Origin of the sequence: Leclercia sp. LSNIH3 (assembly GCF_002935105.1) — a bacterium.
GTDB classification, from domain to species: Bacteria; Pseudomonadota; Gammaproteobacteria; order Enterobacterales; family Enterobacteriaceae; genus Enterobacter; species Enterobacter adecarboxylatus.
On record NZ_CP026387.1, the window covers coordinates 814983 to 830222 of the forward strand.

The following is a 15240-nucleotide window of genomic DNA, read 5'->3' on the forward strand; positions in this document are numbered from 1 at the left end:
CTGCCCGCAGGCAGGCGACAGAAGAAAATGCTTAATTATTGCTGATTTACCCATCTTTGCAATCGAGGGGGTTTTACTCAAACGGCGGCGGAGCCAGCACTTCACGGTTGCCGTTGTGCCCTTGCTCGCTGACGATGCCCTGCGCTTCCATCTGTTCGATGATACGCGCCGCGCGGTTGTAGCCGATGCGGAACTGGCGTTGTACCCCGGAAATAGAGGCTTTACGTTTCTCGGTGACGAAGTTAACGGCCTGATCGAACAGCGGATCCAGCTCTTCGCCGCCGTCAACGCCACCACCACCGCCGCCTTCACTTTCGCTGTCGGAGGTGATGCCATCCACGTACTGTGGACGACCGCGCGCTTTCCAGTCCTGTACTACGGCATGCACTTCCTGATCGCGTACAAAGGCACCGTGGACACGCACCGGGGAGGTGGAGTTCGGGCCGGAATAGAGCATATCACCCATCCCGAGCAGCGATTCAGCGCCCCCCTGATCGAGAATGGTACGGGAGTCAATTTTGCTCGACACTGTAAAGGCTATACGGGTCGGGATGTTCGCTTTGATAAGCCCGGTAATTACATCCACCGACGGACGCTGGGTCGCCAGCACCAGGTGGATCCCCGCCGCACGCGCTTTTTGCGCCAGGCGGGCGATAAGCTCTTCTACCTTCTTACCGACGGTCATCATCAGGTCGGCAAATTCGTCCACCAGCACCACGATGTAAGGCAGTTTTTCCAGCACCGGATGTTGGGCATCCATGCTGTCGCCCGGCTTCCAGTACGGATCCGGGATCGGACGCCCCATCTTCGCCGCTTCGGCGATGATCTCGTTATAACCGGCAAGGTTACGCACGCCCAGCGCAGACATCAGTTTGTAGCGGCGTTCCATCTCGTTGACGCTCCAGCGCAGCGCGTTGGCGGCATCCTTCATATCGGTCACGACTTCGGTGAGCAGATGTGGAATACCTTCGTAAACCGAGAGTTCCAGCATTTTCGGGTCGATCATGATGAAACGCACATCTTCCGGCTGCGCTTTGTAGAGCATGCTGAGGATCATGGCGTTCACGCCGACGGACTTACCGGAACCGGTCGTACCCGCTACCAGCAGGTGCGGCATTTTCGCCAGATCGGCGACTACCGGTTCACCAGCAATATCTTTACCCAGCACCACGCTCAGCGGTGACGGGTTATCGCGGAATTTGGCGTTATCGAGCACTTCACGCAGGTAAACGGTCTGACGTTTTTTGTTCGGCAGCTCCAGCCCAACGTACGGCTTGCCCGGGATAACCTCAACCACACGCACGGCCACGGTCGACAAAGATCGCGCCAGATCACGGGAGAGGTTTGAAATCCGGGCGGCTTTTACACCCGGCGCCAGATTCAGCTCAAAACGGGTGATGACCGGGCCTGGCGAGTAGTTCACCACATCCGCTTTAATGCGGAAGTCGGCCAGGCGGGCCTCAACCAGACGGGCCATCTGCTCCAGAGCAAAGGTGTCTACCGGCTCAACTTCTGTCGGTGGCGGCGTTAGCAAATCCAGCGACGGCAGTGGCGTAGTCGGCTTCTGCAATGGTCGGCTGTCACCGTTGCGCATCAGCAGCGGGTGGATCAGGCTCTCCTGCGGCTGAGGCGGTGGCTGAATCACAGGCTGTTGCGGCGGTGCATACTGCTGTGGTTGCGAGACATGCTGCGGCTGAGCAGGTTGTGCAAACTGCTGTGGCTGCGCTGCGTGCTGCGGCTGAGCAGGTTGTGCATACTGCTGTGGCTGCGCTGCGTGCTGCGGCTGAGCAGGTTGTGCATACTGCTGTGGCTGCGCTGCGTGCTGCGGCTGAGCAGGTTGTGCATACTGCTGTGGCTGCGCTGCATGCTGCGGTTGAGCAGGTTGTGCATACTGCTGTAGCTGCGCTGCATGCTGCGGTTGAGCAGGTTGTGCATACTGCTGTGGCTGCGCTGCGCGGTGCTGCGGCTGCACGGTCGCCGGTGCCACCGCGGGCTTAGGCGGGGTATAGGCCTGGCGCGGCGGCTCGGCTTCCGGCATCACGCCCGGCGTGAATAGCGGTTCACTCGGGGTATCATCCACCAGATCTTTCATCGGCGAGAATTCAAAATCCGCCAACGAGAATGGATTCGCCCCTGTCGGTTGTTCACCGGCGTAACGCTGCTGCTGCGTGGCGGCAAACTGGCGAGCCAGCTCCGCTTCGGCGGCATCATCTTCGTCAACCTGACTTTGAGACTGCTGTGGCTCAGGCTGATACTCATCGCCATAACGTTGCTGTTGCTGCTGGGCGAACTGGCGCGCCAGCTCATCCTGCTGCATTTCGTCAGCATCGTCTTCGTACTGCTCATCATCGTACTGCTGCCGTCCGGCTTCACGGGCTTTCTCTTCTGCCATCCGCTGAGAAGGCAGCTTAATGCCATACGAGGCCAGTTCACGGCGGGTGGGAACGCGCACGCGATTAGGACGCGGCAGTTGCGGGCCAATACCCTCTTTCACCTGCGGACGCGGCGCGCCGCTGGTGGCCAGGCTGAATAAAGGTGCAGCAGCGCTGGCCGCAGCGGCACCTGCGGCTGTGGCCTGCTGCACACTCGCCGCAACAGGGGCGACAACGGACGCAGGCTCCACGGCCGGAACCGGTACCGATGGGATCTCAGCAGCTTTTACCGGGGCTGGCTCTTGTACTTCCTCTGGCACCGGCTGATACCAGGCCGCAAGCTGTTCGCGCTCACGGGCACGTTTTTCTTCCACTTCTTCAAAGTAGTAAAGCGGTGGTCGGGACGGTTTCACCTCTTCAACCGGCGGCGCTTCAACGACAGGCGGGGCAACAACCGGCTCAGGCTGATACTCAGCTTGCTGCGGTTCATACTGCTGCGGCTGCGGCTGTCCGTACTGCGACTGCTCGTACTGCGGCTGCTGTGGCTGCTGGTGCTGCGGCTGCTCGTACTGAGACTGCGCGTACTGAGGTTGCTCATACTGCGGCGGCTGGTGCTGTGGCTGCTCATACTGCGGTTGCTCATACTGCGGCTGCGCGTACTGAGGCTGCTGGTGCTGTGGTTGCTCATACTGCGGCTGCGCGTACTGAGGTTGCTGGTGCTGAGGCTGTTCATACTGCGGCTGCGCGTATACCGGTTCAGGCTGATAAGGCGGCTGCCACTGCTCCTGCGGCGCGGCGGCATAAGGTTGTGGTTCCGCATAGACTGGCGCGGCTGGCGCTGCGGGTTCCGCATGCCATTCAACCGCTGGCGGCTGAAGATGGGCATCCGGCATCGAAGGGGTTGGTGGGGTCACCGGATCAACCGGGGCAGCATAGGCCTGTGTTGCTGTAGTCGCCGCGGCAGCGGCGGCAAGCGGCTCAGCCACCGAGTGGCCGTTAAGCAGCGGATCGTACTCGTCATAGTCGGAGGCCAGCGCACGGTTGCCGGAGAACAGCACATCATCCGGGTCGGCGGCCACGCCACGAGCGCTGTATGCCACTTCCTCGTCGTCCATCCGTTTGCCGGAGAACAAGGCCGCATCGGTCTTGCGTCCTAACGGATTAGCGAATTTCTCTGCCACGCGCTTACGGCGCGCCAGTGCCCCGCGCATAATGCGGGCGCGACGGGATTCACGACGCTCTGTGGTCGGTTCCTCGTCTTCGTAGTCGTCGTCTTCATATTCGTCGTCGACCCAGGTGTCATCCCGACGGGTGCGGTTGCTGGCAAAAGTCAGCACGTTGAGGATGACGCTGCCGATTTTTTCCGCAATGCTGACCCAGGACCAGCCGGTAAAAAGCGTCAGTCCCGCGCCCCAGACGCAGAGTAGCGCAATCGTGCCGCCGCTGCTGTGCAGCATCGGCTGTAGGGCGGTACTCAGCAGGCTGCCGATCACGCCACCCGAGGCAAAATACCAGATGTCATCGGCGTTAATTGCCGCCAGACCGCAGGAGGTGAGAATCAGCGCCAGCGCGCCAATCAGACGCAGCGAGACGGCAAAGTAATCGATGTAATCATCGTTCTGGCGATGACGCCAGGCAAACCAGCAGCCACCAATAATGATGACAGGGAGGGTGTAGGCCATCACGCCAAAGATAAAGAACAGCGTATCTGCCAGCCAGGCGCCCGGTACACCGCCTAAATTATGGATAGGCTCGTGCCATGCGGTCTGTGACCAGCTGGGATCGGAGGGATTGAAACTGAGTAAGGCTGCCATCAACCAGACGGCAAAAAGAGCAACAAGGATCAGTAACGCCTCAAGGAGTCGACGTCCACTGCTGAGCTTGGTTAAATTGACTTCTTTGTCTTCGGTATATTCCTGGCTCAAAACAGGCTCTCCAGGTATCAGGCAATTCCTGCCTGAGTGCTAAACGGACAACAGTGCCGGGAGGCCCGACACTGTTGCTGTATGGATTACCAGGAGTGTAATCAAAGTACGCTGATAATGCACCTGTTCCGTGTTAGCGCGTCTTAATAACCAGACGATTGCTCTGCTTGACTTCTTCCATTACCACATAGGTACGGGTGTCGTTCACGCCAGGCAGTCGCAGCAGGGTTTCACCCAGCAGCTTACGGTATGCAGACATATCAGGTACGCGGGTTTTCAACAGGTAGTCGAAATCACCGGAAACCAGATGACACTCTTGAATTTCTTCAAGTTTTTGCACAGCGGCGTTGAACTGCTCAAACACATCCGGCGCACCACGATTCAGAGTAATCTCAACAAATACCAGAAGTGAGGCATCCAGATAATGCGGGTTCAGCAGCGCTGTATAGCCCTGAATAAAACCCTGTCTTTCCAGTCGGCGCACACGCTCAAGGCATGGCGTCGGGGAAAGTCCCACACGTTTTGAAAGCTCGACGTTGGAAATACGCCCATCCTTTTGCAATTCATTAAGAATGTTACGATCGATGCGGTCGAGATCTTTGCCAGGGCGCTTCTTGCTATCTACCATTATTATTGTCTCTCTGTATTCCTTCCCTAACTCCTGCCAGGACCCTGTGCACTTCACTGTTCAGAGTCTTTCCCCGCGGTTAATCGCATCGCCTGTTATTTAGTTTGAGCGATTCGATTGGGGTTATGTGGTATGAAGACCGTTGCCCAGAGGCGGCCATCAACATCACGAATGGCATCTGTCCACACCATGCGTAGATTTCGCTGACCCGGTAAAAATGGTGATTTTGTGCATGACTATGCGTTACACAAAGACCGTTTTTTTTTCTTCCTTGAATGTTTTCGCAAAAGCGCAGGGGATTGTCAAAGCAAAACATCGATTTTTAGTACAACATGCCGGATATTCATTACGTCCGGGGATTAATCCTCATTTTATCGCCGTCGTTTCGAGCGATTAGCCATGATTATTGTTATAAAATCACCTTCCCTGCCCTGCCGTTGATTGGCGCTTTCTATTACACATATCGTTAACAAAATCGCTGCGCCCTTTTTTTACGACCACAAATTCCCTACAATCCGGGAAAATGTCTGCCAACAACAATGGGGATCTCATGGGCACGGCCAAACACAGTAAGCTGCTAATCCTTGGTTCTGGACCTGCGGGATACACCGCAGCGGTCTACGCTGCACGCGCTAACCTGCAACCGGTACTGATTACGGGCATGGAAAAAGGCGGTCAGCTGACCACCACCACCGAAGTAGAAAACTGGCCAGGCGATCCTGAAGGCCTGACCGGGCCGCTGCTGATGGAGCGCATGCACGAGCATGCCGCCAAATTTGATACCGAAATCATCTTTGACCACATCAACAAGGTCGATCTGCAAAACCGTCCGTTCCGCCTGACCGGTGACAATGCGGAATACACCTGCGACGCGCTGATCATTGCGACCGGTGCCTCTGCCCGCTACCTGGGCCTGCCGTCTGAAGAAGCCTTCAAGGGCCGCGGCGTATCTGCCTGCGCCACCTGCGACGGTTTCTTCTATCGCAACCAGAAGGTCGCGGTCATCGGCGGCGGCAATACTGCTGTGGAAGAGGCGCTATACCTGGCGAACATCGCCTCTGAAGTCCATCTCATTCACCGCCGTGATACCTTCCGCGCGGAAAAAATCCTGATCAAGCGTCTGATGGACAAAGTGGCCAGCGGCAACATCGTGCTGCACACTCACCGCACGCTGGAAGAAGTGACCGGCGATCAGATGGGCGTGGCGGGTCTGCGTATCCGCGATACCCGGAACACCGACAATGTCGAAACGCTGGAAGTGGCAGGTCTGTTTGTTGCCATCGGCCACAGCCCGAACACCGCGATCTTCGACGGTCAGCTGGAGCTGGAGAACGGCTACATCAAAGTGCAGTCCGGCATCCACGGCAATGCCACCCAGACCAGCATCCCGGGCGTGTTCGCTGCGGGCGACGTAATGGACCACATTTACCGTCAGGCGATCACCTCTGCGGGCACCGGTTGTATGGCGGCGCTGGATGCAGAACGTTATCTCGACGGACTGGCCGATCAGAGCAAATAATTTTTACAAATCAGCAACAAACGTAAAAAAGGCGGCGATAAGTCGCCTTTATTGTCTCTGCGATGTAACATTGCCGTGCCCAATACCTAATAACATCACCTGCAAAGCACGCAATGGAAAAAACCCGTCAACAAGAGTTAACACGCTGGCTTAAACAGCAAAGCGTTCTTTCCCGCCGCTGGCTGAATATTTCCCGTCTTCTAGGGTTTATCAGCGGTGTGTTGATTGTAGGCCAGGCATGGCTGCTGGCCCGCATTCTTAATCATATGATCATGGAAAACATTCCGCGTGAGGCCCTGTTACTGCCTTTCATTGTGCTGATTCTGGTCTTTATTTTGCGTGCCTGGGTGGTCTGGTTACGCGAGCGCGTGGGTTTTCACGCCGGGCAGAATATTCGCTACGAAATCCGCCGCCAGGTGCTCGACAGGCTGCAGGAAGCTGGCCCCGCCTGGATTCAGGGCAAACCCGCCGGCAGCTGGGCGACGCTTATCCTTGAGCAAATCGACGATATGCATGATTACTATGCCCGCTATCTGCCGCAGATGGCGCTGGCCGTCTTTGTGCCTCTGCTGATCGTATTCGCGATTTTCCCTTATAACTGGGTTGCAGGGCTGATCCTGTTGGGCACCGCCCCGCTGATCCCACTGTTTATGGCGATGGTCGGCATGGGTGCCGCCGATGCCAACCGCCGCAACTTCCTGGCGCTGGGGCGTCTTAGCGGCCACTTCCTTGACCGCCTGCGCGGCATGGAGACGCTACGCATTTTTGGTCGCGGTGAAGCCGAAACTGACAACATCCGCCACGCTTCACAGGACTTCCGTCAGCGCACCATGGAGGTGTTACGCCTGGCGTTCTTATCCTCCGGGGTACTGGAGTTCTTTACCTCCCTGTCGATTGCGCTGGTCGCCGTCTATTTTGGTTTCTCCTACCTGGGCGCTCTCGATTTTGGTCATTACGGCACTGCCGTGACCCTCTCGGCAGGCTTCCTGACCCTGATTCTGGCCCCGGAATTCTTTCAGCCGCTGCGCGATCTGGGCACCTTCTATCACGCCAAGGCCCAGGCCGTGGGCGCAGCTGACAGCCTGAAAACCTTCCTTGAAACGCCGTTGGCCCATCCGCAGCGTGGGGACGTGACTCTCAACACCAGCAAACCGGTCAGCATTGAAGCAGAGAATTTTTGCGTACTGTCGCCGGAGGGTAAGGTGCTGGCGGGGCCATTGAACTTCACCCTCGCGGCAGGTCAGCGCGTGGTGCTGGTCGGCACCAGCGGCTCCGGCAAAAGCTCGCTGCTGAATGCGTTATCCGGTTTTATGGCTTACAGCGGATCGCTGCGCATCAACCAGGCCGAGCTGTCAGCGCTCGATCCTGATGAATGGCGCACCCATTTGAGCTGGGTGGGTCAAAACCCGCAGCTTCCGGCGGCCACGCTACGTGAAAACGTGCTGCTGGCACGCCCGGATGCCAGCGATGAAGAGCTGCAGTCGGTGCTCGATCGCGCCTGGGTCAGTGAATTCCTTCCCCTGCTGCCTGACGGGGTGAATACCCTTGTCGGCGATCAGTCGGCGGGGCTTTCCGTCGGCCAGGCGCAGCGTATCGCTGTGGCCCGCGCCCTGCTCAACCCTTGCCAGCTGTTACTGCTGGATGAACCCGCCGCCAGCCTTGATGCGCACAGTGAACAGCGCGTGATGCTGGCGCTGGATGCCGCTTCACAGCAGCAAACCACGCTGATGGTGACCCACCAGCTGGAGGGCATTGCCCACTGGGATGAGATCTGGGTCATGGACAATGGACAGCTTGTTGAGCAGGGCAATTACGCCACGCTCGCGGCGGCACAGGGGCCGTTTGCGGCCCTGCTGGCGAACCGTCAGGAGGACATTTAATGCGCGCTTTACTGCCTTATCTGGCGCTCTATATGCGCCACAAATGGATGCTGATCCTCGGCGTCGTGCTGGCCATCGTCACCCTGTTGGCCAGTATCGGCCTGTTAACGCTCTCCGGCTGGTTCCTCTCTGCCTCTGCGGTGGCCGGGTTTGCCGGGTTGTACAGCTTCAACTATATGCTGCCTGCTGCGGGTGTGCGCGGCACGGCCATCACCCGCACCGCCGGGCGCTACTTCGAGCGTCTGGTCAGCCATGACGCAACGTTCCGCGTGCTGCAGCACCTGCGCGTCACCACCTTCAGCAAACTGCTGCCTCTCTCCCCTGCCGGGCTGGCGCGCTATCGCCAGGGCGAACTGCTGAACCGCGTTGTCGCGGATGTCGATACCCTCGATCACCTCTATCTGCGGGTTATCTCCCCGATGGTAGGTGCGCTGGTGGTGATTGTGGTCGTTACCCTCGGGCTGAGCCTGCTGGATGCCAGCATCGCGCTGGTGCTTGGCGGGATCATGCTCCTGACGCTGTGTCTGCTGCCGCCGCTGTTTTACCGCGCCGGTAAACCGACCGGTGAAAACCTGACCCGACTGCGCGGCGAATATCGCCAGCAGCTTACCGGCTGGCTGCAGGGCCAGGCAGAGCTGACAATTTTTGGCGCCAGCCGCCGCTATCGCGCGCGGATGGAGAACACCGAGCTGAACTGGCATGAAGCCCAGCGCAAACAGTCGGAGCTGACAGCCCTGTCCCAGGCATTGATGCTGTTGATTGGCGGTATTGCCGTGATGGCGATGCTGTGGCTGGCCTCCGGCGGTGTGGGGGATAATACCCAGCCGGGGCCGCTCATTGCGCTGTTTGTCTTCTGTGCGCTGGCGGCGTTCGAAGCGCTGGCTCCGGTGACCGGGGCTTTTCAGCATCTCGGCCAGGTGGTGGCCTCCGCGCTGCGTATAACCCAGATCACAGGTCAGCAGCCGGAAGTGCAATTCAGTACCGCCGCAACAGACGTGCCTGAGCAACTGGCTCTCCGTCTGGCAGATGTCAGCTTTGCTTACCACGGGCAGGCGCAACCAGCGCTGGACAACATCAATCTGACGATCCCCGCAGGCGCACACGTTGCGGTGCTGGGCCGTACAGGGTGCGGGAAATCGACTCTGCTGCAGCTGCTGACCCGGGCCTGGGATCCGGCTCAGGGCCAGATCCTGTTTAACGATATGCCTCTCAAAGAGATGAGCGAGCCAGCGCTGCGTAAAACAGTGAGCGTAGTGCCGCAGCGGGTCCATCTTTTCAGCGCCACCCTGCGGGATAACTTGCTGTTAGCCGCGCCGGGAACCGCTGATGACGAATTACGTGCGATGCTGGAAAAGGTCGGTCTGCACAAGCTGCTGGACGATGAAGGTCTGAACAGCTGGCTCGGTGAAGGAGGCCGTCAGCTTTCCGGTGGTGAGCTGCGTCGCCTGGCGATTGCCCGCGCGCTACTGCACAATGCCCCGCTGATGTTGCTGGATGAACCGACCGAAGGGCTGGATGCAACAACAGAACGGCAAATCCTTGATTTACTGGAAAAAGAGATGCAGGGCAAAACCGTGCTGATGGTGACGCACCGCCTGCGCGGACTGGCGGATTTTGATCAAATTATTGTGATGGACAACGGAAAGATTATTGAGCAAGGTAGTCACGCAGAACTGTTGGCAAAACAGGGTCGTTACTACCAGTTTAAACAACGTCTGTAGTCTATATTTGAACCGATCCCCACTTCGCGTACTGGAGTTGTGTTGTCATGCGCCTGGTCCAGCTTTCTCGTCATTCTCTTGCGTTCCCTTCCCCGGAAGGGGCGCTGCGCGAACCTAATGGTTTGCTGGCCCTGGGCGGCGATCTCAGCCCGTCACGTTTATTAATGGCTTACCAGCGCGGTATTTTCCCGTGGTTTTCGCCCGGCGATCCGATCTTATGGTGGTCGCCTGACCCGCGCGCTATTTTGTGGCCTGAACGGTTTCATCTCAGTCGCAGCATGAAACGGTTTCACGCCCACTCCCCCTATCGCGTCACCCTCAATCATGCGTTTGGCCAGGTGATCGAAGGCTGTGCCAGCGATCGCGCAGAAGGCACCTGGGTCACCCCGGAGGTGATCCATGCATATCATCGTCTGCACGAGCTGGGTTACGCCCACTCCATTGAGGTATGGCAGGGTGATGATCTGGTGGGCGGCATGTATGGTGTGGCTCAGGGCACGTTCTTTTGCGGTGAATCGATGTTCAGCCGCGCCGTGAATGCGTCTAAAACTGCGCTCCTGGTTTTCTGCGATCGCTTTACCCGTAGCGGCGGCAAGCTGATTGATTGCCAGGTGCTGAACGAGCATACCGCCTCGCTGGGGGCGATTGAGATCTCCCGCCATGAATATCTGACGCAGCTGGCCGCTCTGCGAATGCAAAAATTACCGCAGAACTTCTGGGTGCCTGCGACGTTATTTACGCCCCAGGGATAAATGTTTTCCGCATATTTTTCCTCAAGGTGCTATAATTCTGCCGCAGAGTAGGTTCTGCCTGTTGCCCCGCCGCCGTTTGGGAATAGTTCGCATCCGATAACGCCCTATCGTTTATCCTGCCACCTCCCCTTTACGTATGCGCTTTTCGTACGGTCGAACCGTGACGTCCGGGTAATACGCTGAAACTGCTTTGCTGCGTTTTAAACGCGCAAATCTTTACTTAATTGATGAATTTCGGCATTATCTTGCCGGTTCAAAACTTGGTAGTGATACCCCAGAGGATTAGATGGCCAAAGAAGACAATATTGAAATGCAGGGTACCGTTCTTGAAACGTTGCCTAACACCATGTTTCGCGTAGAACTGGAAAACGGTCACGTTGTTACCGCGCATATCTCCGGTAAGATGCGTAAGAACTATATCCGTATTCTGACGGGCGACAAAGTGACTGTTGAGCTGACCCCGTACGACCTGAGCAAAGGCCGCATTGTCTTCCGTAGTCGCTAAGAGTTTTTCGCCGCAAATGGCGTAGAGAGAATACTAAAGGCCGGGTTATCCCGGCCTTTTTTTATTCAGCAGAGGTCAACACCCGATTTCAGTCTGCATGCCAACATTCCCTGTCCCGCCCGCAGTAAAGCCTGCGCTGCCGAAGTCATCATTGATGGCATTCCGATCCTCTTTATCCCAGCTCATTAAGGTCGCGAACAGACGGCTCTCCCGCCGCGCCTTGATATCAAACACGTTGCCTACCTTCAACGTTGGGGCACCGACTCAGTGGACGTGCACCACGGTCAGATCGGCCAGCATCGCATGGCTGATCTCGTACAGCAGGCCGGTAAGATGCGGCAACATATCGCGGTCGAAATGCGACACCAGCAGCACATGGTTTAACGCCCGGCAGTAATTGCACTGGGCTTCGGTGCTGTCGAGTAACCACTCCTGTTTGTGCATCGGTGGGATCTCATCCTCTTCCAGCACGCGGAAATCGGTCATTGATTTTTCCAGCTCACTTCTGAATGCGTCCAGATATGCAGCAAGGCAGCGGCAGATGGGCTGTGTTTGGGGCAGCGAATTGCAATCGACCAGAATTTCGGTGAGCAGGTTGCAGCGCGCGGCAAGCGTGGAGAGATCTGGCGTATTGAGTTCGAGTTCGCTGTATAGCTGGGGGATGTTGTAATTATCCATAATTATAATCTCCGTAAATAATATACTGACCACCCGAACGCCAACTCAGGCGGTGGACTGAACCAGGTTGGCGTACCGACTAACATCCCAGTAAAATCGGCGCTTCAAAGAAGCCCAGGCCCAGCCCACCATAATCTGAATATGCGGATTATATCCGCAGCTTCCAAAAGAGTGAACGAAACCGCTGATGGTTGCGAATGCAACATCATTTCTGGAGTTAGGTCAGGACGCCAATCCTGGCACCTGATTTTGCAGGTGCATCGCCATTCTAATACTGGGGTTTTATCCAGCAATATCCCTGTTGAAATTCTGGATAACGCCTCGCAAAATTTTACGATCGTGCGCGCGGTTCCCCCTCACCCTAACCCTCTCCCTCAAGGGAGAGGGAACCGATCGAGCATGCAGCCAGGACAGTGGCAAAGATTTGCTTCATCACTCACAGCGATGACCTGGTCCGGCTGAAAATCGCCGAAGCGTTCCGCAAGGCCGGACAAGGCGCAGGGACGCGCCGAGAAGGCATCTTAACCCTTTCCGAACCGATCGAGCATGCAGCCATGACAGCGGCAAAGATTTGCCTCAACACTCCCAGCGATGACCTGGTCCGGCTGAAAATCGCCGAAGCGTTTCCGGAAGGCCGGGGCGAGGCGCAGGGACGCGCCGAGAGGGCATAGCCTGCAGGGATGCAGGCTGGTGCCCGACCCGAAAGCCTGGCGGAATAAGCTGAGGGCACCGCGAAGCGGCGATTTTCTTTGCCGGGAGCCGGGATTGTTAAGGGGGCGGCGGCAAGCCCCCTTAACACGTTCACGGGTGACGTGGCTTACAGAGAAATACAGATCGTAAAGTGAACGGAACCACCACCGTAGGGACATACTGTGCAGCCCGCCGCCCTCACTCCCCCCACAATAAGAAGCAAAAAGCAGCCATAAAAAAACCGGGCTTTCGCCCGGCTTTTATCATCACGCAACAGTCTTAGTGAGCCGCTTCCGGCTTATGCTTCGCCGCACTCTGGAAGTCATACGTCAGCTCATTCTTCGCCTGATCCAGCGCCACCGTCACCTGGCCCCCATCCACCAGCGAACCAAACAGCAGTTCGTTAGCCAACGGTTTCTTCAGGTTGTCCTGGATAACGCGCGCCATCGGACGCGCACCCATCGCACGATCGTAGCCTTTCTCCGCCAGCCAGTCGCGGGCTTCCTGACTCACTTCCAGGGAGACCCCTTTCTGATCCAGCTGAACCTGCAACTCGACGATGAACTTATCCACCACCTGATGGATCACCTCAGTAGACAGGTGATCGAACCAGATAATGTTATCCAGACGGTTACGGAATTCCGGCGTAAAGACCTTCTTGATCTCTTCCATCGCATCGGTGCTGTTATCCTGATGGATCAGGCCGATGGATTTACGCTCGGTCTCACGCACCCCGGCGTTGGTGGTCATCACCATCACCACGTTGCGGAAGTCTGCCTTGCGCCCGTTGTTGTCGGTCAGCGTCCCGTTATCCATCACCTGCAGCAGCAGGTTAAAGACATCCGGGTGCGCCTTCTCGATCTCATCGAGCAGCAGTACCGCGTGCGGATGCTTGATCACCGCGTCGGTGAGCAGGCCGCCCTGATCAAAGCCCACATAGCCCGGAGGCGCACCGATCAGACGACTGACGGTGTGGCGCTCCATATACTCAGACATATCGAAGCGCAGCAGCTCAATGCCCAACGCTTTGGAGAGCTGCACCGTCACCTCGGTTTTCCCCACCCCGGTCGGGCCGGCGAACAGGAAAGAACCGACCGGTTTATGCTCATGCCCCAGTCCGGCACGGGCCATCTTGATGGCTTCGGTTAACGCCTCAATCGCTTTATCCTGGCCAAAGACCAGCATTTTCAGGCGATCGCCCAGGTTTTTCAGGGTATCGCGGTCGCTCTGAGAAACGCTCTTCTCAGGGATACGCGCGATGCGGGCCACCACGGATTCGATATCCGCCACGTTGACCGTTTTCTTGCGCTTACTGACCGGCATCAGACGCGCGCGCGCGCCCGCTTCGTCGATCACGTCGATCGCTTTATCAGGCAGATGGCGATCGTTGATGTATTTCACCGCCAGCTCCACCGCGGCACGCACCGCTTTCGCGGTATAACGCACATCGTGGTGCGCTTCGTACTTCGGTTTCAGGCCGTTGATGATCTGCACCGTTTCTTCAACGGACGGTTCAGTAATGTCGATTTTCTGGAAGCGACGCGCCAGGGCGCGGTCTTTTTCGAAAATATTGCTGAACTCCTGGTAGGTGGTCGAGCCAATTACCCGGATCTTGCCACTGGAGAGCAGCGGTTTAATCAGGTTGGCCGCATCCACCTGGCCACCAGAGGCAGCACCGGCACCGATGATCGTGTGGATCTCATCGATAAACAGGATGCTGTTGGTATCCTGCTCCAGCTGTTTCAGCAGCGCTTTGAACCGTTTTTCAAAATCACCGCGGTATTTGGTTCCGGCCAGCAGCGAACCGATATCCAGCGAGTAGATGGTGCAATCGGCGATCACTTCCGGAACGTCGCCCTGCACAATGCGCCAGGCCAACCCTTCAGCAATGGCCGTTTTACCGACGCCGGATTCACCCACCAGCAGCGGGTTGTTCTTGCGGCGGCGGCACAGTACCTGGATCGCCCGTTCCAGCTCTTTCTCGCGGCCAATCAGCGGGTCAATACCGCCGACGCGGGCAAGCTGGTTAAGATTGGTGGTGAAGTTTTCCATACGTTCCTCCCCGCCTGCTTGCTCTTCGCTGTTGACCTGATGGCCGGAATCGGATGCCTGATTCGGCTCGTCTTTTCGCGTTCCATGAGAGATGAAGTTCACCACATCGAGGCGGCTGACTTCGTGTTTGCGCAGCAGGTAGGCCGCTTGCGACTCCTGCTCGCTGAAGATGGCAACCAGCACGTTGGCACCGGTGACTTCGCTACGCCCTGAGGACTGGACGTGAAATACCGCACGCTGGAGAACACGCTGGAAGCTGAGCGTCGGCTGCGTGTCGCGCTCCTCTTCACTGACGGGCAGTACAGGTGTGGTCTGTTCGATGAAGGCTTCAAGTTCCTGACGCAGCGCCACCAGATCCACGGAGCAGGCTTCAAGCGCTTCGCGGGCGGATGGGTTACTGAGCAGTGCAAGCAGCAGGTGCTCGACCGTCATAAACTCATGTCGGTGCTCACGCGCTCTGGCGAAAGCCATGTTTAAACTGAGTTCCAGTTCTTGATTGAGCATAGGCACCTCCCCCA

General features: G+C 57.4%; 10 protein-coding genes and 1 pseudogene. 6 read left to right on the top strand and 5 right to left on the bottom strand.

Annotated elements, in window-relative coordinates; genetic code table 11:
• Positions 1-73 precede the first annotated feature (73 nt).
• Together ftsK and lrp are read right to left on the bottom strand one after the other, a co-directional pair.
• Positions 74-4297, bottom strand: coding sequence for a DNA translocase FtsK (gene ftsK / locus C3F35_RS04000; RefSeq protein ID WP_103791997.1), 4224 nt, complete (start codon positions 4295-4297; stop codon positions 74-76).
• A gap of 133 nt (positions 4298-4430) precedes the next feature.
• Complete coding sequence (gene lrp, locus C3F35_RS04005; protein ID WP_000228469.1) at positions 4431-4925, bottom strand: leucine-responsive transcriptional regulator Lrp; 495 nt, start codon at positions 4923-4925, stop codon at positions 4431-4433.
• Between the two features lie 550 nt (positions 4926-5475).
• Here lrp and trxB point away from each other — a divergent pair.
• The 5 genes from trxB (at position 5476) to infA (ending at position 11302) form a co-directional block, all read left to right on the top strand.
• Positions 5476-6444, top strand: a complete 969-nt coding sequence (gene trxB, locus C3F35_RS04015; RefSeq protein WP_032617336.1) for a thioredoxin-disulfide reductase — start codon at positions 5476-5478, stop codon at positions 6442-6444.
• Positions 6445-6557: 113 nt separating this feature from the next.
• Positions 6558-8324 (top strand): heme ABC transporter permease/ATP-binding protein CydD, encoded by a 1767-nt coding sequence (gene cydD / locus C3F35_RS04020; RefSeq protein WP_032617334.1) that lies wholly within the window; start codon positions 6558-6560, stop codon positions 8322-8324.
• Positions 8324-10045: a heme ABC transporter ATP-binding protein/permease CydC gene (gene cydC / locus C3F35_RS04025; RefSeq protein WP_103791996.1), complete on the top strand. Its 1722-nt coding sequence runs from the start codon at positions 8324-8326 to the stop codon at positions 10043-10045. Before cydD ends, cydC begins: the two co-directional genes overlap by 1 nt.
• Before the next feature lie 47 nt (positions 10046-10092).
• The gene (gene aat, locus C3F35_RS04030) at positions 10093-10797 is read left to right on the top strand and encodes a leucyl/phenylalanyl-tRNA--protein transferase (protein WP_103791995.1); all 705 of its coding nucleotides are present in this window, start codon (positions 10093-10095) and stop codon (positions 10795-10797) included.
• Between the two features lie 286 nt (positions 10798-11083).
• Positions 11084-11302 (top strand): translation initiation factor IF-1, encoded by a 219-nt coding sequence (gene infA, locus C3F35_RS04040; protein ID WP_001040187.1) that lies wholly within the window; start codon positions 11084-11086, stop codon positions 11300-11302.
• Between the two features lie 75 nt (positions 11303-11377).
• On the opposite strand, the pseudogene C3F35_RS04045 reads toward infA, so the two are convergent.
• Positions 11378-11560, bottom strand: a pseudogene (locus tag C3F35_RS04045) (carbohydrate porin); the annotation flags it as partial.
• Positions 11561-11566: 6 nt separating this feature from the next.
• Positions 11567-11980 (bottom strand): hypothetical protein, encoded by a 414-nt coding sequence (locus tag C3F35_RS04050; protein WP_103791993.1) that lies wholly within the window; start codon positions 11978-11980, stop codon positions 11567-11569.
• 413 nt (positions 11981-12393) lie between these two features.
• Here C3F35_RS04050 and C3F35_RS26620 point away from each other — a divergent pair, with 413 nt between their 5' ends.
• The gene (locus C3F35_RS26620) at positions 12394-12651 is read left to right on the top strand and encodes a hypothetical protein (RefSeq protein WP_146054029.1); all 258 of its coding nucleotides are present in this window, start codon (positions 12394-12396) and stop codon (positions 12649-12651) included.
• A gap of 298 nt (positions 12652-12949) precedes the next feature.
• On the opposite strand, the gene clpA is transcribed toward C3F35_RS26620, so the two are convergent.
• Positions 12950-15226, bottom strand: a complete 2277-nt coding sequence (clpA, locus tag C3F35_RS04060; protein WP_032617326.1) for an ATP-dependent Clp protease ATP-binding subunit ClpA — start codon at positions 15224-15226, stop codon at positions 12950-12952.
• Positions 15227-15240: the final 14 nt, after the last annotated feature.

Coding starts and splice junctions, on each gene's coding strand:
- trxB (WP_032617336.1), top strand. CDS start 5,476: ATGGGCACGGCCAAACACAGTAAGCTGCTAATCCTTGGTTCTGGACCT.
- infA (WP_001040187.1), top strand. CDS start 11,084: ATGGCCAAAGAAGACAATATTGAAATGCAGGGTACCGTTCTTGAAACG.
- C3F35_RS04050 (WP_103791993.1), bottom strand. CDS start 11,980: ATGGATAATTACAACATCCCCCAGCTATACAGCGAACTCGAACTCAAT.
- aat (WP_103791995.1), top strand. CDS start 10,093: ATGCGCCTGGTCCAGCTTTCTCGTCATTCTCTTGCGTTCCCTTCCCCG.
- cydD (WP_032617334.1), top strand. CDS start 6,558: ATGGAAAAAACCCGTCAACAAGAGTTAACACGCTGGCTTAAACAGCAA.
- lrp (WP_000228469.1), bottom strand. CDS start 4,925: ATGGTAGATAGCAAGAAGCGCCCTGGCAAAGATCTCGACCGCATCGAT.
- cydC (WP_103791996.1), top strand. CDS start 8,324: ATGCGCGCTTTACTGCCTTATCTGGCGCTCTATATGCGCCACAAATGG.
- clpA (WP_032617326.1), bottom strand. CDS start 15,226: ATGCTCAATCAAGAACTGGAACTCAGTTTAAACATGGCTTTCGCCAGA.